Origin of the sequence: Nitratireductor sp. GZWM139, assembly GCF_030068685.1 — a bacterium.
Classification (GTDB): domain Bacteria; phylum Pseudomonadota; class Alphaproteobacteria; order Rhizobiales; family Rhizobiaceae; genus Nitratireductor; species Nitratireductor aquimarinus.
Genome location: NZ_JAMQML010000002.1, coordinates 299,932 through 323,251, shown reverse-complemented (window position 1 = coordinate 323,251; position 23,320 = coordinate 299,932). Strand labels below are relative to the sequence as shown.

The 23,320-nt window shown below is 62.2% G+C and carries 21 protein-coding genes; 9 read left to right on the top strand and 12 right to left on the bottom strand.

Annotated features, from left to right (window positions below; all coding sequences use genetic code 11):
• The gene (locus tag NDI72_RS03935; protein ID WP_206543874.1) at positions 1 to 1,419 is read right to left on the bottom strand and encodes an FAD-binding oxidoreductase; all 1,419 of its coding nucleotides are present in this window, start codon (positions 1,417 to 1,419) and stop codon (positions 1 to 3) included.
• A gap of 181 nt (positions 1,420 to 1,600) precedes the next feature.
• Between NDI72_RS03935 and NDI72_RS03930 the strand changes: the two genes are divergently transcribed.
• The 3 genes from NDI72_RS03930 to NDI72_RS03920 all read left to right on the top strand — a co-directional run bounded on the left by NDI72_RS03930 (position 1,601) and on the right by NDI72_RS03920 (position 4,253).
• The gene (locus tag NDI72_RS03930) at positions 1,601 to 2,089 is read left to right on the top strand and encodes a thioesterase family protein (protein WP_206543875.1); all 489 of its coding nucleotides are present in this window, start codon (positions 1,601 to 1,603) and stop codon (positions 2,087 to 2,089) included.
• 121 nt (positions 2,090 to 2,210) lie between these two features.
• Entirely contained in the window at positions 2,211 to 3,851 is a 1,641-nt protein-coding gene (locus NDI72_RS03925; RefSeq protein ID WP_113155618.1) for a chloride channel protein, read from the top strand.
• 174 nt (positions 3,852 to 4,025) lie between these two features.
• On the top strand, positions 4,026 to 4,253 hold the full coding sequence (locus NDI72_RS03920) for a hypothetical protein (protein WP_113155619.1): 228 nt from the start codon (positions 4,026 to 4,028) through the stop codon (positions 4,251 to 4,253).
• A 2-nt stretch (positions 4,254 to 4,255) separates the two neighbouring features.
• On the opposite strand, the gene NDI72_RS03915 is transcribed toward NDI72_RS03920, so the two are convergent.
• Positions 4,256 to 5,134 (bottom strand): dienelactone hydrolase family protein, encoded by an 879-nt coding sequence (locus NDI72_RS03915; protein WP_283799675.1) that lies wholly within the window; start codon positions 5,132 to 5,134, stop codon positions 4,256 to 4,258.
• A gap of 178 nt (positions 5,135 to 5,312) precedes the next feature.
• Between NDI72_RS03915 and NDI72_RS03910 the strand changes: the two genes are divergently transcribed.
• Both NDI72_RS03910 and NDI72_RS03905 read left to right on the top strand, forming a co-directional pair.
• On the top strand, positions 5,313 to 5,726 hold the full coding sequence (locus NDI72_RS03910) for a MerR family transcriptional regulator (protein ID WP_113155621.1): 414 nt from the start codon (positions 5,313 to 5,315) through the stop codon (positions 5,724 to 5,726).
• 119 nt (positions 5,727 to 5,845) lie between these two features.
• Positions 5,846 to 8,344, top strand: coding sequence for an ATP-dependent helicase (locus NDI72_RS03905; protein WP_283799674.1), 2,499 nt, complete (start codon positions 5,846 to 5,848; stop codon positions 8,342 to 8,344).
• A 191-nt stretch (positions 8,345 to 8,535) separates the two neighbouring features.
• Here the strand turns inward: NDI72_RS03905 and NDI72_RS03900 are convergent, their stop codons facing one another.
• Together NDI72_RS03900 and NDI72_RS03895 are read right to left on the bottom strand one after the other, a co-directional pair.
• The gene (locus NDI72_RS03900; RefSeq protein WP_113155623.1) at positions 8,536 to 9,000 is read right to left on the bottom strand and encodes a hypothetical protein; all 465 of its coding nucleotides are present in this window, start codon (positions 8,998 to 9,000) and stop codon (positions 8,536 to 8,538) included.
• Between the two features lie 214 nt (positions 9,001 to 9,214).
• Entirely contained in the window at positions 9,215 to 9,580 is a 366-nt protein-coding gene (locus tag NDI72_RS03895) for a DUF488 domain-containing protein (protein WP_206543878.1), read from the bottom strand.
• A 261-nt stretch (positions 9,581 to 9,841) separates the two neighbouring features.
• On the opposite strand from NDI72_RS03895, the gene NDI72_RS03890 reads away from it, so the two are divergent.
• The 3 genes from NDI72_RS03890 to NDI72_RS03880 are packed head-to-tail and all read left to right on the top strand — an operon-like array spanning position 9,842 to position 11,507.
• Positions 9,842 to 10,003, top strand: coding sequence for a hypothetical protein (locus tag NDI72_RS03890; protein WP_206544343.1), 162 nt, complete (start codon positions 9,842 to 9,844; stop codon positions 10,001 to 10,003).
• A 40-nt stretch (positions 10,004 to 10,043) separates the two neighbouring features.
• Positions 10,044 to 10,622: an SCO family protein gene (locus NDI72_RS03885; RefSeq protein WP_236042179.1), complete on the top strand. Its 579-nt coding sequence runs from the start codon at positions 10,044 to 10,046 to the stop codon at positions 10,620 to 10,622.
• 12 nt (positions 10,623 to 10,634) lie between these two features.
• Entirely contained in the window at positions 10,635 to 11,507 is an 873-nt protein-coding gene (locus NDI72_RS03880) for a 50S ribosomal protein L11 methyltransferase (protein WP_283799671.1), read from the top strand.
• Positions 11,508 to 11,546: 39 nt separating this feature from the next.
• Here the strand turns inward: NDI72_RS03880 and NDI72_RS03875 are convergent, their stop codons facing one another.
• Together NDI72_RS03875 and NDI72_RS03870 are read right to left on the bottom strand one after the other, a co-directional pair.
• Positions 11,547 to 12,725, bottom strand: coding sequence for a GGDEF domain-containing protein (locus tag NDI72_RS03875; protein ID WP_283799670.1), 1,179 nt, complete (start codon positions 12,723 to 12,725; stop codon positions 11,547 to 11,549).
• Between the two features lie 192 nt (positions 12,726 to 12,917).
• The gene (locus NDI72_RS03870) at positions 12,918 to 13,097 is read right to left on the bottom strand and encodes a hypothetical protein (RefSeq protein ID WP_113155628.1); all 180 of its coding nucleotides are present in this window, start codon (positions 13,095 to 13,097) and stop codon (positions 12,918 to 12,920) included.
• A 225-nt stretch (positions 13,098 to 13,322) separates the two neighbouring features.
• On the opposite strand from NDI72_RS03870, the gene NDI72_RS03865 reads away from it, so the two are divergent.
• Complete coding sequence (locus NDI72_RS03865) at positions 13,323 to 15,152, top strand: aminopeptidase P family protein (RefSeq protein WP_283799669.1); 1,830 nt, start codon at positions 13,323 to 13,325, stop codon at positions 15,150 to 15,152.
• A 19-nt stretch (positions 15,153 to 15,171) separates the two neighbouring features.
• Here NDI72_RS03865 and NDI72_RS03860 read toward each other — a convergent pair whose 3' ends face one another.
• The 6 genes from NDI72_RS03860 to lpxC all read right to left on the bottom strand — a co-directional run bounded on the left by NDI72_RS03860 (position 15,172) and on the right by lpxC (position 23,308).
• Positions 15,172 to 15,471: an AzlD family protein gene (locus NDI72_RS03860; protein ID WP_113155630.1), complete on the bottom strand. Its 300-nt coding sequence runs from the start codon at positions 15,469 to 15,471 to the stop codon at positions 15,172 to 15,174.
• Positions 15,468 to 16,196 carry an AzlC family ABC transporter permease gene (locus NDI72_RS03855; RefSeq protein ID WP_206548131.1) on the bottom strand — a complete coding sequence of 243 codons (729 nt, stop codon included), beginning with the start codon at positions 16,194 to 16,196 and terminating at the stop codon, positions 15,468 to 15,470. The genes NDI72_RS03860 and NDI72_RS03855 overlap by 4 nt, the downstream gene beginning before the upstream one ends.
• Before the next feature lie 968 nt (positions 16,197 to 17,164).
• Positions 17,165 to 19,276, bottom strand: a complete 2,112-nt coding sequence (gene ligA, locus NDI72_RS03850; protein WP_283799666.1) for an NAD-dependent DNA ligase LigA — start codon at positions 19,274 to 19,276, stop codon at positions 17,165 to 17,167.
• A gap of 129 nt (positions 19,277 to 19,405) precedes the next feature.
• Positions 19,406 to 21,079 carry a DNA repair protein RecN gene (gene recN, locus NDI72_RS03845; RefSeq protein ID WP_206543884.1) on the bottom strand — a complete coding sequence of 558 codons (1,674 nt, stop codon included), beginning with the start codon at positions 21,077 to 21,079 and terminating at the stop codon, positions 19,406 to 19,408.
• Between the two features lie 276 nt (positions 21,080 to 21,355).
• On the bottom strand, positions 21,356 to 22,198 hold the full coding sequence (locus NDI72_RS03840) for an outer membrane protein assembly factor BamD (protein WP_222474089.1): 843 nt from the start codon (positions 22,196 to 22,198) through the stop codon (positions 21,356 to 21,358).
• A 171-nt stretch (positions 22,199 to 22,369) separates the two neighbouring features.
• The gene (gene lpxC, locus NDI72_RS03835; protein ID WP_113155635.1) at positions 22,370 to 23,308 is read right to left on the bottom strand and encodes a UDP-3-O-acyl-N-acetylglucosamine deacetylase; all 939 of its coding nucleotides are present in this window, start codon (positions 23,306 to 23,308) and stop codon (positions 22,370 to 22,372) included.
• Between the last annotated feature and the right edge of the window lie 12 nt (positions 23,309 to 23,320).

Sequence of the window (23,320 nt, the reverse complement as noted above, 5' to 3'; positions counted from 1 at the left end):
TTATGTGCGCCTTGCCCCGATGATCTTGCCCGGGTTCATGATGTTGTGCGGGTCGATGGCCTCCTTGACCGCGCGCATCACGTCCACCGCGTCGCCCAGTTCCTCTTCGAGGAAGCGCATCTTGCCCTGGCCGATGCCGTGTTCACCGGTGCAGGTGCCGTCCATGGAGAGGGCCCGCCGATTGAGACGCGCAACGAAGGCTTCCGCCTGCTCGATCTCCTTCGGATCGTTCATATCCATCAGAACCAGCACGTGGAAATTGCCATCGCCCACATGGCCGATGACCGTGGCGATCAGGCCCGATTCGGCGATGTCGGCCTCGGTCTCGACAATGCATTCGGCCAGCCGCGAGATCGGCACGCAGACATCGGTGGAAAGCCCCTGCGCACCGGGGCGCAGAGCCACGCAGGCCCAGTAGGCGTTGTGACGCGCCTTCCAGAGCTTGGTGCGCTCCTCGGCAACGCTCGTCCACTGGAACGGCCCGCCGCCGAACTCCTCGGCGATCTCGCCAAAGGTCTCGGCCTGTTCCTTCACGCCTGCATCGGTTCCATGGAATTCCAGGAACAGGCACGGGCCCTCCGGGTAATCCAGATCGGAATAGGCGTTGATCGCCTTCATGGCGAGGCCGTTGACGAACTCGATGCGCGCCACCGGCACGCCCATCTGGATCGTCATGATAACCGCCTGACAGGCCGATTCCACATCCGGGAACGAGCAGACGCCGCCGGATACCGCCTGCGGGATGCCGTAGAGCTTGAGCGTCATCGCCGTGATGATGCCGAGCGTGCCTTCGGAGCCGACCATGAGCCGGGTCAGATCGTAGCCTGCAGAGGTCTTGCGGGCGCGCCGCGCCGTGGTGATGAGACGCCCGTCGGGCATCACCGCCTGCACATTCACCACATTGTCGCGCATCGTGCCGTAGCGCACGGCGTTGGTGCCGGAAGCGCGCGTCGAGGCCATGCCGCCAAGGCTGGCGTTCGCGCCCGGATCGATCGGAAAGAACAGGCCCGTATCACGCAGATAGTGGTTCAGATCCTCACGCGTCACGCCGGGTTCGACCGTGCAGTCCAGATCCTCGGCGTTGACGGCGATGATGCGGTTCATGTTCATGAGATCGAGCGAAATGCCGCCGGCCGGCGCATTCACATGCCCTTCAAGCGAAGAGCCCGTGCCGAAGGGAATGACCGGCACGCGGTGCTCGGCGCACAGACGCACCACATCCTGCACCTCTTCCACATTGTTCGGCGCGAACACGCCATCGGGCAATTGCGCGGGAATATAGCTGGTCGAGTGGGCATGCTGCTCACGCACCGAATGTCCCGTCAGCAAACGCTCGCCATAGCGCTCCCCGAGAATCTCAAGAACGCGGGCAATGCCCTCTTCGTTGCGATCCAGCTTTTCCAGTTCCGCCAGCGCCATGCCTGTTCTCCAATTACCTGGTCCAACCCTTCGCGTGGTCCAACACTTGTCCAGCGGGGTGGTTTTCGTTTCTATCCGAATCTGCCGCAATAAAGCACCTTTACAGGCAGTTTGGATCAATTTGGGTGACACAAACGCCGCAGGTCCGAAACAGTCCACAGGCCAGAAATACGGAAGAACAATGCCAGACAACGCGCCCTACACTTCCCGCGTCTTCGAATTGCAGAAAGACTGGATCGATTTCAACGGCCATCTGAACATGGCCTACTACACCGTGCTCTTCGACCGCGCCTATGAGGAAGTCGGGGAGAGCCTGGGCATGGGCGCGCACTATGCGGCCACCCGCAGGCTCACCACCTACACGGCGGAAATCCATCTTAGCTATGTGCGCGAACTGCATCTCAGCGACCGGGTGCGCGGGACCTACCAGCTGCTCGACCATGACGAAAAGCGGCTTCACTCCTATCAGGAGCTGCGCCACGCCGACGAGGGCTGGCTGGCGGCCACCTGCGAAACCATGACGCTTCACATCGACATGTCGGGGCCGAAGGTCACCCCCTTCCCCCGTGATGTGCTTGAGCGGGTCGAAGCGATGCGCACGCTCCACGCGACGCTCGAAACACCCGCCCGCGCCGGCCGGTCAATCGCAATCCGCCGCCGAAAGAGCTAGATCGCCAGCGTCCCTTCGGACGCAAAAGGCCGATCTAAACTATTGATGGAGCACCGGAATAGCCGAATACCGGATTCCACTTTCCGGTCCGATGCTTTAGGCTCGGGAAAACGGGGCAGGCATGTCGATTCTCAGGCTGATACAGCGGCTTCCGCAAATTCTGCGGACGTGGATTGAACCAAACGTCAGCGCGTTCCTCAACGCGCGTCTGCCGCTTGTCTGGCTTCTGTCGCTGTTTCTGGGGCTCGGCGTCGCCATTGCCGCAATCATCTTCCGCGAGCTGATCGGCGTCTTCCAGCTTTTCTGGCTCGGCACGCGTTCGGAGCGCGTGTTCACCGCCGCCCTGTCGCTGCCCTGGTACTGGATCGTGGCCGGCCCCACCGTGGGCGGGCTTTTCGTCGGCCTGCTGCTCACGCGGCTTGAAGCGCGCCGCACCGGCGCGGTGGCCGACGTGATCGAGGCGCGCGCGCTTTCCGGCCGCAGCAAGCTTTCCTTCCGCGAAGGCATCCTGTCCGCATTCATCACCGCGCTTTCGCTCGGTTCGGGCGCAAGCGCGGGGCGCGAAGGGCCCGTGGTGCATCTGGGCGCAGTGCTGGCCAGCGCCATCGCCTGGCGCGCAAACCTGCCCGAATGGTGCCGGCGCACATTGCTTGGCGCAGGTGTTGCGAGCGCCATCTCCGCCTCGTTCAACGCACCCATCGCCGGCGTCCTGTTCGCCCATGAGGTCATCCTCGGGCACTACGCCATGCGCTCCTTCGTGCCCATCGTCATCGCCTCGGCGGCGGGTGCGGTGGCCTCGCGCCTCTGGTTCGGCAGTTCGGCGGCCTTTCTGGTGCCCACCCACCAGATCACGTCCTTCTGGGAGTTTCCGGCCTTCGCACTGCTCGGCGTGACCGCCGCCGTGGTCGCAATCCTGTTCCAGTTCTCGCTCTTCGTCTCCGACTATGCGGCGCGCGGCGTGCGCATTCCCTTATGGACGCGCCCCGTGGTCGGCGGGCTCATCGTCGGCGGCATGGCCGTGGTCTTCCCGCAGATCCTCGGCGTCGGTTACGAGATCACGGACATGGCGCTGTGGAACCGCCTGCCGCTCATGACCATGCTGGCGCTCATCGTCGTCAAGACGGCCGCAACTTCCATCACGCTCGCCATGCGGTTTGGCGGCGGCATCTTTTCCCCAGCCCTCTTCCTCGGCGCGCTCACCGGCGGCGCATTCGGCATCATCGCCGCCGCAGCCTTCCCCAACATGGCATCGAGCGAAGGGCTCTACGCCATCCTCGGCATGGGTGCCGTTGCCGGAGCCGTTCTCGGCGCCCCCATCTCCACCACCGTCATCGTGTTCGAACTGACCGGCGGCTACGAACTGTCCATCGCGCTCCTGCTCACCGTTGCGGTGGCGCATGGCATCACCCAGGCCATTCACGGCCATTCCTGGTTCCAGTGGCAGCTGGAGATGCGCGGGCTGTTTCTCGTGGAGGGGCCGCACAAGACGCTCGGCCACATGACCCGTGTGATGGATTTCATGGAGCCACTGCCGGAGGATGAGGAACCTGTGGCCTTCGACCCGGAAACGGGCGCGCCGGCGCTCAAACCGACCGACACGCTGGAGGCGGCGCTGCGCGCCTTCGACAAGGGCGGCTATGACCGCCTGCCGGTGGTCGATCTGCAGGATCCGGGCCGCGTCATCGCCTTTGCCAGCCATGTGCGGGCGCTGCGTTTCTTCAACCGTGCGCTGGTGGACATCAGCGAGGAAGAGCACCGATAGTCCTTTAGTGCCAAAGGCTTAAAGGGATAAGGACTGGTTAAAGGCTCCGTTAACCATAACGCCAGCGGCCAGATCTTTGCACAAGTTTAACCATGTCGCCCGCTTGAAGCGGCCCCTCCCCGCGCAGACCATCGCCTGAAACCAGTCGATTCGTAGGCGGCGAGAAGCCAGTTGTTGAACGAGGAAGCCAGAGCCCTGTCGGACAGTCTCGCGCATTCGCACGAGATCTCCGATTATGATTTCTGGCGCGCGCTCAAATCCATCGAGGACGAGCTCTACTGGCTGGAGCGCAACCGCAGACCCATTCCCATCGATCTGATCTATGTGCGCGCCATCGTGCGCACCGCGCGCCAGAAACGCATTTTTCTGGACTTCGATCCCCTGCCCTTCGGCTCATACTGAAGTCAGGTCAGGTTCTCCTTCAGAAACGCAATGGTGCGCTCCCAGGCCAGTTCCGCCGCCGCACTGTCATAGCGGGCTTCGGAGGTGTCGTTGTTGAAGGCGTGGTTCACCCCTTCATAGACATGGATGGTGAAGGTCTTGCCCGCATCTTCAAGTGCGGCCCGATAGGCGTCGATGCCCGCATTCACGCGCTCATCCAGCCCGGCATAGTGCAGAAGCAGCGGTGCTTCGATCCGCGCCACATCTTCCGCCGCCGGCTGCGTGCCGTAATAGGCGACGCCCGCATCCAGTTCGGGATCGGCAACGGCCAGATTGTTCACCAGCGCCCCGCCCCAGCAGAAGCCGATCACGCCCACCTTGCCGGTCGTGGCGTCATGGCCTGCCAGAAAAGCCTGCGTGGCCACCGCATTGCCCACCGTCTGATCGCGATCCAGTTCGCCAAACAGACCGCGCGCCTTGTCCTCATCCTCCGGCGTGCCGCCCAGCGGCGACAGAAAATCCGGGGCAAGCGCCACAAAGCCTTCCAGCGCAACACGCCGCGCCACATCGCGGATATGCGGGTTCAGGCCGCGGTTTTCGTGAACGACGATCACGGCGGGCAGTTTTTCGCCCGCATCCGCAGGCCGCACGAGATAGCCCTTCATCTCGCCGCCCTCACCCGGATAGGTGATGTCTTCGGCTTCAAGGCGTTCGTCATCGTCTGCGACCATGGCCGCGCGGGCGGAATTTGCCGCCAGAAGGGGCGCGATGGCGGCCGCAGCTGCACCCGACCCGGCCAGTCGCGTCAGCCTGTTCATGAAGGCGCGGCGGTCGAGGGTCAGATGGGTGTATTCGTCATAGGCGTCGATCATCGCCTGGGTGATCTTCGGCTGATCCTGCATGAATTCACTCCCATTTCGTTGACTGGTTCCCGCCGAAGTCCAAGGTAGGGCCAGCCGGGAAAACGTCCATTCACGCCCGCGTGAACCAATTTTCTCTTCGCCCGCCCCCCCCCTCTCGCCTTTCGCAGAAGACCGACAATACCTATATAGACTAGAGATTTTGAAGGAGCCGCACGGCATGTGGTCAATTGGCGAACTGTCGAAACGGGTGGGCGTAAAGGTACCGACCATCCGCTATTACGAGGAAACCGGGCTGATCGAACCGCCCGAGCGCTCCGCCGGCAACCAGCGCCGCTATGGAAAGCAGGCGATGGAACGCCTCGCCTTCATCCGCCACGCCCGCGACCTGGGGCTGGGCATCGACGCAATCCGTTCGCTGATCGAACTGAGCGGGCATCCCGAAAAACCCTGCGAAACGGCGGACAGCATTGCCCGCGAGCACCTTACCGAAGTGCGCGAGCGCATTGCCCGCCTGCAAAGGCTGGAGCATGAGCTCCAGCGCATCGTCGACAGTTGCGACAGCGGCTCGGTTTGCGATTGCTATGTGCTGCGGGCGCTATCCGACCATTCACTCTGCGAAAGCGAGCACTGACGACGCTGTTCCCCCGCATTTTGCCGGCTCGCCACCCCCTTGGTTCGTGAGGCGCAAACCGGTACAAATAGAAAACATCCATGGGCTATGCCCCCCCCGAATCACCATAAGCAGGTGCGATGTCCGGCTTTCCTGATGATATTCCGTTCTTTGACGAGGACGAACCCGCCCCGACTCCCCCGGCTGCGCCGAAGCCCTCCGGCATTGCAGCGCGCGCCATGGCTGCGCGCACGGGCGGACCCGACACACGCTATCTCGATGCGCTCAATCCCGAGCAGCGGCTGGCGGTGGAAACCACCGAAGGCCCGGTTCTGGTGCTTGCGGGCGCGGGCACCGGCAAGACACGCGTTCTGACCACGCGCATCGCGCATATTCTGGCCTCCGGCCGCGCCTATCCCTCGCAGATCCTGGCCGTGACCTTCACCAACAAGGCCGCGCGCGAGATGAAAGTGCGTATCGGCACGCTGGTCGGCGAGGCCATCGAGGGCATGCCATGGCTCGGCACCTTCCACTCCATCGGTGTGAAGATCCTGCGCAAGCATGCCGAGCTGGCGGGGCTCAAAAGCTCCTTCACCATTCTCGATACCGACGACCAGATCCGCCTCATCAAGCAGATCATTCAGGCCGAAGGGCTGGACGACAAGCGCTGGCCGCCGCGCCAGTTCGCGCAGATGATCGACGGCTGGAAGAACAAGGGGCTCGCGCCAAAGGAAATTCCCGAGGGCGACGCCCGCGCCTTCGCCAATGGCAAGGGCCGTGAACTCTACACCGCCTATCAGAACCGCCTGAAGACGCTCAACGCCGTCGATTTCGGCGATCTCCTTTGCCATCCGATCCGCATTCTGCGCGATCATCCCGATGTGCTTGCGGACTATCACCGCCGGTTCAAATACATTCTGGTGGACGAGTATCAGGACACCAACACCGCCCAGTACATGTGGCTGCGGCTGCTCGCGCAGCGCCCCAAGAGCACGGAACCGGTAAACATCTGCTGCGTCGGTGATGACGACCAGTCGATCTATGGCTGGCGCGGCGCGGAAGTGGACAACATCCTGCGCTTCGAGAAGGATTTCCCCGGCGCCGCCGTGATCCGGCTGGAGCGCAATTACCGTTCCACCAAGCACATTCTGGGCGCTGCCTCGCACCTCATCGCCAACAATGAAGGGCGGCTTGGCAAAACGCTCTTCACCGAGCATTCCGACCCCGACGATCCCAAGGTGAAGGTGCATGCTGCCTGGGATTCGGAGGAAGAGGCCCGGGCCGTGGGCGAAGAGATCGAGGCGTTGCAGTCCAAGGGCCACGCGCTCAACGACATCGCCATCCTCGTGCGCGCCTCCTTCCAGATGCGTGAGTTCGAAGACCGCTTCGTCACGCTGGGGCTCAATTACCGCGTCATCGGCGGACCGCGCTTCTATGAGCGCCTCGAGATCCGCGACGCCATGGCCTATTTCCGCATCGTCGCGCAGGCCGCCGACGATCTGGCATTCGAGCGCATCGTCAATGTGCCCAAGCGCGGGCTGGGTGAAGCCAGCGTGCGCCAGATCCACGATGTTTCTCGCATGCGTGAGGCAACGCTCCTGCAGGCCGCACGCGATCTGGTCGGCACCGAGGAGATGAAGCCAAAGCCGCGCGCCTCGCTGCGCACGCTGGTGGAGAACATCGAGCGCTGGCAGAGCATGCTCGACCGGACGCCCCACACGGAACTGGCCGAGATGATCCTCGAGGAATCCGGCTACACGGAAATGTGGAAGAACGACCGTTCGGCCGAAGCGCCGGGACGGCTTGAAAACCTCAAGGAGCTGATCCGCTCCATGGAGGAATATGAGAGCCTGCGCGGTTTTCTGGAGCATGTGGCGCTGGTGATGGACGCCGAGCGCCATGAAGAGCTCGACGCCGTAAGCCTGATGACGCTGCACTCGGCCAAGGGGCTTGAATTCCCGACCGTGTTCCTGCCCGGCTGGGAGGAAGGCCTCTTCCCGCATCAGCGTGCGCTTGACGAAGGCGGTCGCTCGGGCCTCGAGGAAGAGCGGCGGCTGGCCTATGTGGGCCTGACGCGCGCCAAGAAGAACCTGCACCTGTGGTTCGCCTCAAACCGGCGTATCCACGGTCTGTGGCAGTCGACCATTCCTTCCCGCTTTCTGGACGAGCTTCCCGAAGCGCATGTGGACGTGGCCGAAGAGAGCAACAGCTATGGCGGGTATTCCGTCGGCCAGCCCGGCCGGCCCAACCCCTATGGCAAATCGCGTTTCGACGACCAGAGCGTGTTCTCCAACAGCTACGCGACGCCCGGCTGGCAGCGCGCCCAGAAGAACCGCACCGACGCAACCGCGCGCAACTGGGGCAATCGCTCCGGCCATCAGGTCGAGCGCATCGGCTATGGCGAGGCGGATTCGGGCTATGGCGCGGGACGCGGCTCGGTGAAGGGCCGTGTGATCGAGGGCGAGCTGGTCGCCAGATCCGTGTCCGAAAAGCCGTCCACCTTCAAGGTCGGCGACCGCGTGTTCCATATGAAGTTCGGCAATGGCAATGTCTCGGCAATCGAGGGCAACAAGCTCACCATCGATTTCGACAAGGCCGGCCAGAAACGCGTTCTCGAAGGCTTCGTGAAGCCGGCCTAGACCCAGCGGCAAAATCGGGAAACGGTTTTCCGTCCAGAATTTCGTGAAAACAGGAACAAGGGGTCAGGTGGAATCACCTGACCCGCAAAATGCGCGGCCCCGACGGGAAGCGAGCGTTTCGGTTTTCTGGAAGGAGCAAACCCGGGCGGCTGTAAGCGCACTCACCCGGCCCGCAATGTGTGCGCGCTGCTCTAGGCAGCCTTTTGCGGATCGACGTAGACGAACTTGCCGTCTTCATTTTTCTCGCGGGTCAGAATGCCGTTGCGGGCATGGCGCGAGAGCGGGCCTGAAAAGGCGTTCGACTTGTAGCGCGTGCCAAACTGGCTCTGGCAGTGGGCGACGACATCGCCAATCGTGCGCGGCTCGCTGAAGAAATCGCCTTCAAGCAGCTCATTCAGCGCCGCGACGGCGCCCCTGGCGCTGTCGGTGGTCGTCTTCTTGCGTCCGGGACGCGGCGTGTTGCGCACAATGTGCATCATGCCCGGTCCGGCAATGTATCCATCGATACCATTTTCGGACAGGCCGGCAACCTGACCGTCGCGCTGGCCCAGAACAAGCTCCACGACGCGCAATTGCACCGCTTCAGACTCGAACTTGTTCACCGCCTCGGAAAGCTCGGCAAGTTGCTGCTTTAACTTGTCAAAATCCTTGATCATAAAATCCGCCCCGATGCCGCAGCTGCCCAAAACAAGCGCGCTGCCTGAACACATATGTCTCTGTCTGTATGAATGAAGTCAAGAGAGAGCCCCTGCGTATACGCTAAAGGCAAACAGGTTTCATTACCGGCTCTACTCTTTTTTACAAGAAACAGTCATTTGCGAAAAAGTACAATGGCAGGTTGCCGTTTTCAGAATTCGTATACTTTTTCCCTCAGCCATCCGTGCTTTCTTGAAGAAGATTGCGGATCACAGCCGCCTGATTGCGCTCACGGTCCCGCGCCGAGAAAAGCAGCGTCACTGGTCCTTTCCGCGCTTTTTCACGCAAGTCTTCGAGAAGATCAGGCTGCGCCTTCAATTCAGCGCAATATCTGTTGCAGAACGTGTCCCAGCGCTCCGGCTGATGCGCAAACCACCGGCGTAGCTCGTGGCTCGGCCCGATCTGAGGCAGCCAGCTTTCAAGTGCCGCGCGCTCCTTGCTGACGCCGCGCGGCCACAGCCGGTCGACGAGGATGCGCGCCCCATCTTCCGGCTCGACAGGATCATAGATCCGCTTGAGACGAATGCCCGCAATCGACATTGCCCGGTCTCCTGCTGATTGGCGATACAATCATCCACACCCGATGATTGAAGATCAAGGACACCATTTCCTAGCCGTGAATGCCTATTGTGTTCCTGCGGGCCAGAAACCCGCGCAATGCCTCCAGGCAAAACACCTCAACCCCGCAGTCCTCCCGTCGCGCTCCCGGCGACGGGAGGTTCCCTCCCCTTCCGATTTTCTGCACAGGCTTGCGACAAGATGGGCTTTGCGTCCGGCAGCGCATTTCGCCTATCATGGGGCATGAAAACAAACGGCTCCAGGCCTTTGGCCAACTGGATCGTGATGGGCGCGGCAGCATTGGTTCTTGCCGCCCTGACCGGTCTTGTCTTTGCCATGTGGCTGGAAAACGGAGCCGACATCTTTCTCGCGCTGGCCCAGTCCGGGCTGGCCTGGTGCCTCTGACACCGCCTTTCAGCGCTTTCTTGTTTCCGGGTGAACTTCAATGATGCGATCCATTCTTATCGGCATTCTCGCGGTCATGGCCGTGGGCGTCGGACTTCTTACCTTCCAGTGGTACCAGCAGCAGAATTCCGGCAGGGCCTTCGGCGTGCCGTTCGAACTGGTCGATCAGGATGGCAACACCATCACCGAGGCCGCCTTCAGGGGCGGGCCGCGCGTCGTCTTTTTCGGCTTCACCCATTGCCCGGAAGTGTGCCCCACCACGCTGTTTGAACTGGATGGCTATCTGGAAGAGCTTGGCGAGGAAGGCGAGGAGATCGAGCCCTATTTCGTTTCCATCGATCCCGAGCGCGACACGCCCGAAGTGATGAAGACCTATCTCTCCAACTTCTCCGACCGCATCACCGGCATCACCGGCGATCCCGAGAAGGTGGCGGCCATGGCCAAGGGCTTCTCCATCTATGTGCGCAAGGTCGAGCTTGAAGGTGACGACTACACGATGGACCACACCGCATCGATCCTGTTGCTCGACAGCGATGGCGACTTTTTCGGAACGATCGCCTATGAAGAAAATCGTGACACCGCAATCGCCAAGCTGAAGCGTCTGGCGAACGAAACCTGACATCGGAAATCCATGGGCCAGACACGACTTTTCCTGACCGCTCAGCGCGAACAAGCCGAAGCGATCTTTTCTATCCTCGATACCCGTTTTGAAGAGGATGGGCTGCCGATCAGCATCTTCGAACCGGAAGAAGACAGCGGGATCTTCCAGATCTCCGTCTACACGGAAGACGATGTCGACCAGCTCGAAAAGCAGGTTCTCGAATGTCTGGCCGGCATATCGCCCACGCCCGCGCTGGAGCGCGAGACGGTGCCGGACATCGACTGGGTCAGCCATTCGCTGGAAGGGCTGCAGCCCGTCCGCGTCGGGCGCTTTCTGGTTCATGGCAGCCACGACCGGCATCTGCAGCGCATCGGCGACATCGCCATCGAAATCGATGCGGGCCTCGCCTTCGGAACCGGCCATCATGGCACCACTGCCGGCTGCCTTGAAGCGATTGCCGCTGTCCTGAAATGCGAGCAGCCGCGCAATGCGCTGGATCTGGGCACCGGCAGCGCCGTTCTGGCGATTGCCGTGGCCAAGGCCGCGCGCATCCCGGTTCTGGCAACCGACATCGATGACATCGCCACGCAGGTCGCCCGCGCCAATGTCCAGCTCAACGGCGTCACCAGCCTGGTCGACACGCAGACGGCGCCGGGCTTTCACCACGCGATCTTTGCCCAGCAGAAACCCTTCGACCTGATCGTGGCAAACATTCTGGCCCGGCCGCTGATGGGCCTTGCACCGGCCATGGCCCGGCATCTCACGCCGGGTGGCTCGATCATCCTGTCAGGCATTCTCGAGCGCCAGCGCCGCGCCGTCATCGCGGCCTACAGCGTTCAGGGCTTCCGGCACATTCGCACGCAGGCGCGTGAGGGCTGGGTCACCATTCACATGAAGCGCTAGGGTCAGGAAAGCGGAACCCGGCACCGCCCGGGTTTCCTGTCAGCCCAGGGCGCGACGTCTGTCTTCCCCTTCGGGCACATCCGTCGCATAGCCGTTTCGGCCGGAGCGCTTGGCGTCGTAAAGGGCGGCATCGGCGCGCGTGAGCGCTTCAAAAAGCCCCTCGCTTCCCACCGGACTCCACTCGGCAATGCCGATGCTCACCGACAGCGGAATGCGGCTCTTGCCGGCAATGAACGGTGTCGTGGAGATCTGCTTCACCAGCATATCGGCAATCTGCGCTGCATCGCGCATATCCGTCGCCGGCAGTATGGCGCAGAACTCATCACCGCTCACACGGGCCAGAATGTCCTTGCGGTGCAGACCATTGCTCAGAATGCCGGCGATATGCACGAGGCAGGCATCCCCGGCATGATGGCCGAATGTGTCGTTGATCTGCTTGAAGGAATCGACGTCCAGCATCATCACCGAAACGCACTCCCCCTGCTCACGCCCCCTTCTCTCGACCCGCCGTGCGCGGTTGCGCAGCCCACGGCGGTTGGGCAAATCCGTCAGGTCATCGCGGCTGGCGAGATCAGCAAGTGCGGAGCTCAACCGGTCGATGGTCATCAGCAGGAAACCGAGATTGAGAACACTCGTTCCCAGAATGTTTGCCACCAGCAGCCATGGCGCAAACGCGTAGTACCCCGCATCGGACAGAGAACCGGAAATCCGGGCAAGATTGGACGCAATCTCCAGAACCTGACCGGAAAGCGCAATGCCGGCAGCAAAGGTCGCCACCGTAGCGCCGAGCCGGACGGGCCGTCTTGTCGCGAGCACGAGCAGCAGCAGTGATGTCGGCAGCGCCTGAAGCAGCGCAAAAACGACATTCTGCACGGCCCGGTCAGGCCCCGCCATTTCCGCCAGAACCGCGCAGACGACCGCATAGGCGGCTAAAAGTCTCCAGCGCGCGCGGCCGTCATAGAACACAGCCACGCCCTGAAGGATCGTCGCGAAGCCGCATCCGATGAAGACCATGCCGGCCACTGTGGCAACACCGACCGCTCCATTCGCATCAACTGTGAGAAGAAGCCCGCCAATGCTGGTTCCGACCAGCGCTGCCAGCCAGTACCGCGCGGCAGCGATCTCCCGGTAAACGAAGGCAACGGAGGTCCAGACCACGATCAGCCCGAGGGAGTTCAGCAGAATGATGATGTAGAGGGTCTGGAAATCAAGTTGCATGGTTCAGGCCAACGATGGTCATGAAGCTTCGCGCCGGCAAACAATAAAACCCGGCAGACTTCCGTCTTCCTTACATGGAAGCGGAAAGAACACTTTTAATATGCCGGCGAAATTCTCAAGGATGCTTAACAAAAAACAAAAACCCCGAAAGCAGAGCTTCCGGGGTTTCGGTCAAACGCTGTTACCAGCGGATCAGAACATGTGCGACACGCTACGGCTGCGCTTCAGCTCTTCACGGTTGTAGCCGTGAGCACGCAGGGTCTCGTCGTCAAGCATCAGAAGCGCGCCGTTGACATAGCTCCGGACCTGCTTCTGACGAGCTTCGATCAGCGCGTCGAATGCGCCGCGGAAAAAGCCACGCTTATTGGCCATCTGAGTTCTCCTAAAAATCCTGCGAAGGATGTTCCCTCGCCCGTGGCCCTGTAGATAGGCCTGTCTTTCCGGCACAACCAGCGCAGTTTGCGCATGGCTACCATCTCATTTTGCATTGCACACTTTAAATTGTGCAGTGCAGCATACCGCCTCGCGTGAAACCCGTTCCGCTTTCTTCGGCCATGCTGTAGGTTCGGGCCGATTTCGAAGAAGCGACAGGGTTCCATGTTTCAGTCTTTTGATGTCACCGCCGATCCCAGCCAGGGCATATCCCGCGTTGGACGGCTCCGCGAAGCGCTCCTGAAGGCCAATCTGGACGGCTACCTCATTCCCAGGGCGGACGAGCATCAGGGCGAGTATGTCGCTCCCTCCTCGGAGCGGCTTGCCTGGCTCACCGGCTTCACCGGCTCTGCCGGCGCTGCCCTTGTCATGAAGGACCGCGCCATTCTCTTTGTCGATGGCCGCTACACGCTTCAGGCAGCGGAACAGACCGATCCATCCACCTTCACCGTGGAAAGCCTGATCGAGAATCCGCCAAAGGACTGGATCGGCCAGAACGCGCCGAAGGGCGCGCGCATCGGCTTCGATCCCTGGCTTCACACGATTGCCGAACTGCGCGCACTGCGAAAAGCGGCTGCGGCGCGCGGCGTCGAAATGGTGCCGGTCGATGACAATCTGGTGGACAGTATCTGGGATGATCGCCCCGCCCCGCCGCTTGGACCGGCGCGCATCCAGCCGAAGGAATACGCAGGCGAACTGGCGAGCGCCAAGCTCGAACGGATGGCCGAGACCGTGCGCGAAGGCGGCGCGGACTGCACCGTTCTGACGGATCCGTCATCACTCGCCTGGGCGTTCAACATTCGCGGTCAGGACGTGCCGCACACCCCGCTCGCGCTCGGCTTCGCGCTGATCCCCGGCGAAGGGCGTCCGATCCTGTTCATCGACAAACGAAAGCTTGACCGGGAGACCGAAGCCTATCTGACGCAGCTTGCCGATCTGAAAGCGCCCTCCACGCTCGACGACGTTCTGGCCGAGCGCGCCGAGGGCGGCAACGCAATCGGCCTCGACCCGGTGCTGGTCGCCGAGCGGTTGCGGCAGGTTGCCGAACAGGCCGGCGGAAGCATTGTCGATCTGGGCGATCCCGCCCGCCTGCCCCGCGCCATCAAGAACGCGACGGAGCTTGAGGGCGCGCGCGCGGCGCACCGCCGCGATGGCGTCGCCATGGTGCGTTTCCTGAGCTGGCTGGACCGGCAGAACCCCGGCACGGTCGACGAGATCAGCGCCGTGCGCAAGCTGGAAGAAAGCCGGGCGGATACCGGGCAGGACCTGCAGATGCCGCTGCGCGACATCTCGTTCGACACGATTTCCGGCGCCGGCCCCAATGGCGCGATCATCCATTATCGTGTGACCACGAAAACCAATCGCACGCTTGGCCAGAACGAGCTCTATCTGGTCGATTCCGGCGCGCAATATGAAGACGGCACCACCGACATTACCCGCACGGTGATTTCCGGCACGCCAAATGATGAAATGCGCGAGCGCTACACGCGGGTTCTCAAGGGGCTGATCGCGCTCACCACCGTGCGCTTTCCCAAAGGCACGCGCGGCATGGATCTCGATCCCTTCGCGCGTCACGCCCTCTGGCAGGCCGGGCTCGACTATGCCCATGGCACCGGCCACGGCGTCGGCTCCTATCTTGCCGTTCACGAAGGGCCGCAACGGGTCGCCAAAACCGGTACGCAGGCGCTGGAAGCCGGCATGATCCTCTCCAACGAGCCCGGCTATTACAAACCGGGCGGTTATGGCATTCGTCTGGAGAATTTGATCGTCGTCGAGCCTGCCACCGCAATCGAAGGCGGCGAGATCGACATGCACGGTTTCGAAACACTCACCCTGTGCCCGTTCGACCGCCGTTTGATCGACACCACCCTGCTCTCAACGCAGGAGCGCGCCTGGCTCGATGCATATCATGCGCGGGTGCGGGACATGCTCTCGCCCCTGCTCGATGGAGAAGCGCTTGGCTGGCTGGAGAAAGTGACCGCCCCGCTCGATTGAGCGGGTTCGGTTCGGGCATCTAACCAAGCAGGTGGCGGAGCAGAATCAGCACCGCCGCCGATGACAGAAACATCGGCATCATGCCGCCCGTCACCAGCGAAACTGCGATGCCGGTCACAAGGGCCGCCGTTTCGGCCACACCGCCATTCATCGCCGCCGGTGCGACCAGTGTGGTCAAAACCGCTGCGGGAACCGCATTGAGGCCCGCCTCCACACGCGGATGAATGCGCTCGAAGCGCGACAGCACCACATGGCCGCCAACGCGTGTCAGAAAGGTCAGGAGTGCGCCTGCCAGAATGATCCAGACTGTCGTGCTCATGACTTCTCCTTCCCTGCCCGCGTGCCCGGCGCCACGGCAGCGGCAAGCGCCACACCGGCAATGGCTCCGATCGAAACATGCCAGGGCGAGCCGACCGTGCGATACGCGATCACCGATACAACGGCGCTCATCAGCACCACCGGCAGCCAGAAAGACCGCTTTCGAAAACTCATGACGAGGCCGAGGAAATAGATCGGCAGAAGGAAGTCGATGCCCAGCGCCTGCGGATCAGGCACCAGATTTCCAAACAGCGCGCCAACCCAGCCTTCCGCCACCCAGCACAGATAGAGCGGCAGTGCGGAGCCCATATACCAGCCGAAGGTGATCTTGCCATGTGTCTCGCCACGGCGCTCGGCTTCCGCAAAGACCGGATCAGCCAGCAGGAAGAACCCCATCAGACGCTGCACCGGCCCCCAATGCGCAATGCGCCTTCCCGTGGTGGCCGAATAGAGCACATGCCGGAAATTGACGGCGAAGATGGACAGGACGATGAGCCATGGCGCAACCTTCTGGCCGAACAGGTCGATGCCGACCATCTGGCTCGCGCCCGCAAAGATCGTCGCGCTCATCAGCACGACTTCGAACGTGGTGAAACCGTTTTCGACGGCCAGCGCCCCGAACAGGAGGCCGAACGGCATCGCCGCGACGACCACAGGAACGCTGTCGCGCAACCCATCCATAAATTCGCGCGGAGGCGCATCTTCTCTGGCAATCTCGACTGACATCAAACCCTCAAAAGCGCGACCCTAGGTCAGCAGTGCTGACCAGTCACGTGAATTCCTTTGAACCACGGACCAGTGAATACCAAAGCTGACCTGACGCATCGAGCTTCCAAGGGTTTAGAGCGTTTCTGGAGCTGTCCGGATGCTCAGACATGGATCCCCGGATCAGGCCCGAGGATGACGACGGGGGATGGTGCCCAGTCCATTTCGAATACGGTTGCGTACAAGCGTCAAAACACACTCGTCATCCTCGGGCCTGACCCGGGGATCCATGCCAGAACGCCACGACCGCATAATCACCCAGCCAAAGGCGGCCAGCCGCACGGTGCGCTTCAAACAGTGCACCACCGACGGCGCGCTGTTTGAGGTGCATCGTTCTTTCAAGGGGTTAGAGCGTTTCTGGAGCTGTCCGGATGCCCGGGCATGGATCCCCGGGTCATGCCCGAGGATGACGACGGGGGATGGTGCCCAGTCCAGTTCGAATACGGTTGCGTACAAGCGTCATAACACACTCGTCATCCTCGGGCATGACCCGGGGATCCATGCCAGAACGCCACGACCGCATAATCACCCAGCCAAAGACGGCCAGCGGCACGGTGCGCCTCAAACAGTGCACCACCGACGCCGCGCTGTTTGAGGTGCATCGTGCTTTCAAGGGGGGTAGAGCGTTTCTGGAGCTGTCCGGATGCCCGGGCATGGATCCCCGGGTCAAGCCCGAGGATGACGACAGGGGGTGGTATCCAGTCCAGCTCGAATACGGTTGCGTACAAGCGTCAAAACACACTCGTCATCCTCGGGCCTGACCCGGGGATCCATGCCAGAACGCCACGACCGCATAATCACCCAGCCAAAGACGGCCAGCGGCACGGTGCGCTTCAAACAGTGCACCACCGACGGCGCGCTGTTTGAAGCGCATCGTGCTTTCAATGGGTTAGAGCGTCCGTTGTGCGTCCGAACAGACGCACGGCGCTCTAGCCTCCGACGCGCTCGAACCACGTGTCTTCGTCGATCACCTCGATGTCGAACTCCGCCGCCTTCTTGAGCTTGGAGCCTGCGCCGGGGCCGGCCACCACCAGATCTGTCTTCTTGGAGACGGAGCCGGCAACCTTCGCGCCCAGCCGTTCGGCCATGGCCTTCGCCTCATCGCGCGACATGCGTTCCAGACTACCGGTAAAGACGATGGTTTTGCCGGCCACGGGCGAATCGGCGGCCGGGCGCTCGGCTTCCTTCACGGTCACTTCGCCTGCCAGACGCTCGACCAGTTCCCGGTTGTGCGCCTCGCCGAAATACTGCGCGATGGAAGCGATCACCGCATCGCCGATATCATCGAGCGCGTCCATTTCCTCACGCGCCTGCGCGTCGCCATTGGCCACCGCCAGCGCGGCGTCGTGGAACTCCTGCCAGCTGCCATAGGCGCGCGCCAGGGTCTTGGCCGTCTGCTCGCCCACATGGCGAATGCCAAGCGCATAGACCATGCGCTCCAGCGTGATCGTGCGGCGCTGCTCAATGGCCTCGAACAGCTTGACGGCGGAGGTCGCACCCCAGCCTTCCTTGTCTTTCAGCTTCTTGAAGCTTTCGGCGTCGCGCGCAGCCAGCGTGAAGATGTCGCCCGGCGCTTTCACCGGCAGGTCGGGATCGTTGAAGAAGAATTCGATCTGCTTCTCGCCAAGCCCGTCAATGTCGAAGGCGCGGCGCGAAACGAAGTGCCGCAGATGCTCCACGCGCTGGAACGGGCAGGCAAACTCGCCCGAACAGCGGCGCACCACCCCCTCAACGCCAGAGCCGATGCCCTCGCGCACCACCGGCGTCTTGAGATCGCAGGGGCAGACCGTGGGAAACGCGAAGGGCACGGCGTCTTTGGGACGCTTCTCCTCGATGAAGCCGAGGATCTGCGGGATCACATCGCCGGCGCGCTGAACCGTCACCGTGTCGCCGACCATCACGCCCAGCCGCTCGATCTCCTCGGCATTGTGGAGCGTCGCATTGGTCACCACCACACCGCCGACCGTGACCGGCTCCAGCCGCGCAACCGGCGTCAGCGCGCCCGTGCGCCCCACCTGAATGTCGATGCCATGCAGGATCGTCGTCGCCTTCTCGGCCGGGAATTTGTGGGCAATCGCCCAGCGCGGGCTGCGCGAGACGAAGCCGAGCCGCCGTTGCAGTTCAAGATCGTCCACCTTGTAGACCACGCCGTCGATGTCATAGGGCAGCATCGCGCGCTCTTCCTCGATCTTGCGATACTGCGCGATAAGCGCTTCGGCACTCTCGCAGCGCTTCATCAGATCGTTGACGCGGAACCCGTATTCCTCGAGCGCTTCCACCATGCCCGTCTGCGTGTCAGACGGCATTTCCGACACCTCGCCCCATGCATAGGCAAAGAATTTCAGCGGCCGGGCGGCGGTGACGGAGGAATCGAGCTGGCGCAGCGAACCGGCAGCCGTGTTGCGCGGGTTCACATAGGTCTGCTTGCCCGCCTCTTCCTGGCGCTTGTTCAGCGCGAAGAAGTCGGCATGGGTCATATAGACCTCGCCGCGCACCTCGATCACCTCGGGCGGATTGCCTGCAAGCACGCTCGGGATGTCAGCAACCACACGCGCATTGGCCGTCACGTTCTCGCCCTCCTGCCCGTCGCCACGGGTGGCGGCGGAGATCAGGCGACCGTTTTCATAGCGCAGAGAAAGCGACAGGCCGTCGATCTTGGGTTCGGCGGTCATCACCACCGGCGCGTCGGCGGCAAGCTTCAGATAGCGGCGGATGCGCGCCACGAAGTCGATCACGTCCTCGTCGGAAAAGGCATTGTCGAGCGACAGCATGGGCACTTTGTGCCGGACCTTTTCGAACTTGCCGGAGACAGGCGCACCAACCCGCCGCGAAGGCGAATCGTCCCTGACGAGATGCGGAAAATGCTGCTCGATGGCCAGGTTGCGCCGCCGCAGCGCGTCATAGTCAGCATCCGAAATCGCCGGCGCGTCTTCAGCGTGATAGAGCCGGTCATGCTTGGCGATCTCAAGGGCGAGCGCCTCGAGTTCTTCACTGGCTTGGGCTTCCGTCAGCGTGTCAACGGCGGGCTTGGCTTTGGGCATGACAATGGATCCGACTGTGTGAAACGGCGCGCAGTGTAAAACATTCGCGCCCGATAGGGGCAGCGGTCTTTTTAAGCGCCTGAAGCCTGCTGACAAGGGTCGCCGGCAAACCCCGAACAGAAGAATGGATCAGGAGGCGACTGCGTTGCCCTGAAGCAGTTTGTGCGCGGCTGCGCGCGCCTCGTCGGTCACCGTTGCGCCAGCCAGCATGCGGGCAATCTCTTCGCGCCGTGCGTCGGTGTTCATCACCGAAACGCCGGTCGCGACGCGGTCCGTATCGCCGCTCTTGGCGATCAGGTAATGCGTGCCCGCGCGCGCCGCCACCTGCGGCGCATGGGTCACTGAAAGTACCTGAATGCGGTCGGAAAGGCGCGCAAGGCGCTGACCGATGGCATCTGCCACCGCACCGCCCACACCCGTGTCGATCTCATCGAAAACGAGCGTCGGCGCAGAACCGCGATCCGCCAGCACCACCTTGAGGGCCAGCAGGAAGCGCGAAAGCTCGCCGCCCGAAGCGACCTTCATCATCGGGCCTGCGCGGGTGCCCGGATTGGTCCGCACCCAGAACTCCACATGGTCGATGCCATCCTCGCCCCGGTCGTCGGCCTCGGTGGCAATCTCCACGATAAACTCGGCGCGCTCCAGCTTGAGGGCCGGCAGTTCCGCCATGACGGCCTTGCTCAGCGTCAGAGCCGTCTCACGGCGTCGCTGAGAGAGTTCTTCCGCCGCAGCACTGTAGATGCCGATCGCGGCCTTCGCCCGCTCCTCCAGCGCGCCAAGGCGCTCCTCACCGGCGTCGAGATCATCCAGATCGCCCACCATGCGGGCGCACAGCTCGGCCAGATCATCCACCTGGACATTGTGCTTGCGCGCAACGGCGCGCAGCGCAAAGAGGCGCTCTTCCGTGTCTTCCAGACGCTTCGGATCGAACTCGGTTGCGCGCATCGCCTCATCCACGCCGGACTGGGCGACATCAAGCGACAGAAGCGCTGAATCGAGCGGTTCGATGATGCCGTCAAGAAGGCCCGGCGCTTCTTCCGCCTTGCGCTGCAAGCGGCGCAGCAGGCTGGAGAGCTGTGACACGGGCGACGCATGGCCAGACAGCACTTCCTGCGCATCGGAGATGTCGGACGCGATCTTCTCCGCACGCATCATGTCCGCGCGTTCGCCGGCGAGCACCGCTTCCTCGTCCGGGCGCGGATCGATCTTGGTCAATTCCTCCACCGAGGCGCGCAGGAAATCGGCCTCACGGGCTGCAGCCTCAACACGCGCACGGTGCCGCGCAAGCTCCTGCTCACACTGGCGCAGATCGCGCCATGCGGTGCGCACACGCTCAACGTCAGGCCCATGCCCGCCAAATGCGTCAAGCAGGTCGCGGTGCATCGCGGCATCGACAAGCGCGCGCTCATCATGCTGGCCGTGGATCTCGACAAGCTGTCGGCCCACCTGCCGCATCAGCGCAACGCTGGATGGCTGGTCGTTGATGAAAACACGGGTGCGGCCATCCGCGCTCTGCACGCGGCGCAGAATGACGTCGCCCTCATCGTCAATGGCGTTCTCGGCCAGCACGGCGCGCACGGGGTGTGCCGCCGGCAGATCGAACACGGCGATCACCTGCCCCTGATTTGCGCCATGGCGCACCAGTGAGGCGTCGCCACGGCCACCAAGAGCCAGTGAGAGTGAATCGAGCAGGATGGACTTGCCCGCGCCGGTCTCACCGGTCAGAACCGAGAGCCCCGAGGAAAAATCCATGTCGAGGCGTTCAATCAGGACGATATCGCGGATCGACAGATGAGACAGCATGGTTAGGGTCAGGACCTGTTGATATGGCCGAAATGGTCGGCCTGATTTGTACGGATACGCGAAGCAAGGCTGCAGGAAGACTTAATGTCTTTCAAGGCCTTGCGACAAAGTAGTCCGTGCAAATAAGGCCGATCCGAAGGACGCTCGGTAGACCGGCGACCTGCCGTGTCAAATCCCTTGACCGGGGGGAAGCCCCCGCTCTGCGGGCTTTTCCTTGCATCTCTTGGTCTATCGAACGCCATTGCGACCATATCAACAGGTCCTGACCCTAATGCGTCAGCCGCCCAGAATTGCCGCTCCAGCCTTGGAAATCCAGGAACCGCTGTTTTCACGCGGCTCCAGCCCGCCAGACTGCAGCAATGCGTAGGAATCCTTGTACCACTGGCTGTCCGGGTAGTTGTGACCCAGAACGGCAGCAGCCGTCTGCGCTTCCGACACCAGGCCCATCGCGTAATAGGCTTCGGTCAGGCGCGCGAGCGCTTCCTCGACATGGCGTGTGTTGGGATAACTCTCCACCACACCACGGAAGCGGCGCACGGCGGCAACATATTCACGACGCTCGAGATAGTAGCGGCCGATCTGCATTTCCTTGCCGGCGAGCTGGTCGCGGGCAATGCGGATCTTGGCTTCGGCATCCGGCACATATTCCGAATCCGGCCAGCGCTGCACAACCTCTTCCATCGCTTCGACGGTGCGGCGCGCCTCGCGCTGGTCCTGCGTCACATCGCGGATCTGGCGGAAATAGCTCAGGCCAACGAGATACTGCGCATAGGCTGCATCTTCCGTGGTCGGATAGAGCGCCACATAGCGCTTGCCGCTGTTGATGGCCTCGTCATACTTGCCCTGCCGGTAGTTGGCGAAGGTGTTCATCACCATCGCCTTGCGGGCGTATTCCGAATAGGGGTGCTGACGGTCGATGGACTCGAACTTCGCGCTCGCCTCCTTCAGCCGTCCGGCATTCATGTTGGCCAGCGCCTGATTGTAGAGCACGTCAGCCGGATCGGTCTGCTCGACATAGGTCGACAGATCAAGGTCCTTCTCCGCATTACAGGCCGAAAGAAGAAGCGAAACGCCAAGCACGGAAGCTGTCGTGATGGCAGCTCTGCCTGTCCTGGTCATGCCGGCAACAAAAGTTGAACGCATTTCGCCTCTCGCAAACGGAAAATCGATATCGGAACGCAGTCATAGAGCAAATGACCGCCACGCGGCAACGCTATTGCCCGCCAATCGTACAATTTTGTGGCACGAGGAAGGAAGCGCAGGCCCTGAACTGGCGCATAAAGCGCAGAACTAAAGCGTCCAGGGCGCGTAAACGGGTGCGCTGACGGCAACCATTTCCGCACGACGTCCCTGCTCACGACGCGTCGTTTCGACGATCTCGTAGGCAGAATGGTCGGTCAGAAGGTGGCGCAGTGCAGCCGCATTGAGTCGGTGTCCGCCACGGTAGGAGCGGAAGCAACCAATGAAACGCGCACCGGCCAGAGCCAGATCACCCACGGCGTCGAGCATCTTGTGACGCACGAACTCGTCAGGGTAGCGCAGGCCTTCCATGTTGATGACCTTGTGGTCCTCACCGATGACAACCGAGTTCTCCAGCGAAGAACCCAGCGCATAGCCGGCAGCCCACAGCCGCTCAACATCCTTGATGAAACCGAAGGTACGGGCGCGCGCAACCTCTTTGCGGAAGTTCCCGGCATTCAGGTCCAGCGCAAGCGCCTGCCGGCCGATGGCCGGAGTGTCGAAATCGATATCGACCTCGAAACGCGTACCGTCATAGGGGCGGAACTCCGCCCAGGAACCACCATTGTCGACGCGAACCGGTTTGACGACGCGGATATAGCGGCGCTTGACGGCAAGCGTTGCAATGCCGGCCTGCTCGAACGCATCCATGAAACCGATGGCGCTGCCATCGAGAACCGGCACTTCGGTGCCATCGATCTCGATCACGACATTGTCGATGCCGACAGCCAGAAGCGCTGCCATGAGATGCTCTACGGTGGCGACATATTCGCCGCGGGCATCGCCCAGCGCCGTGCAGAGATCCGTCTGGCAGACTTCAGAGGCGAGCGCGCGAATCACGCGACCGGTGCCGGCCTCGTCGATCCGCTGAAACACGATACCCGTGTCAGGCTCAGCCGGAGAAAAGTGAATGGAAACGGGCTTACCGCTGTGAACGCCGATACCCGAGAGAGAACAGCGCGATTTGAGTGTCGTCTGATATTCGAGCAAAATGGTCCCCGT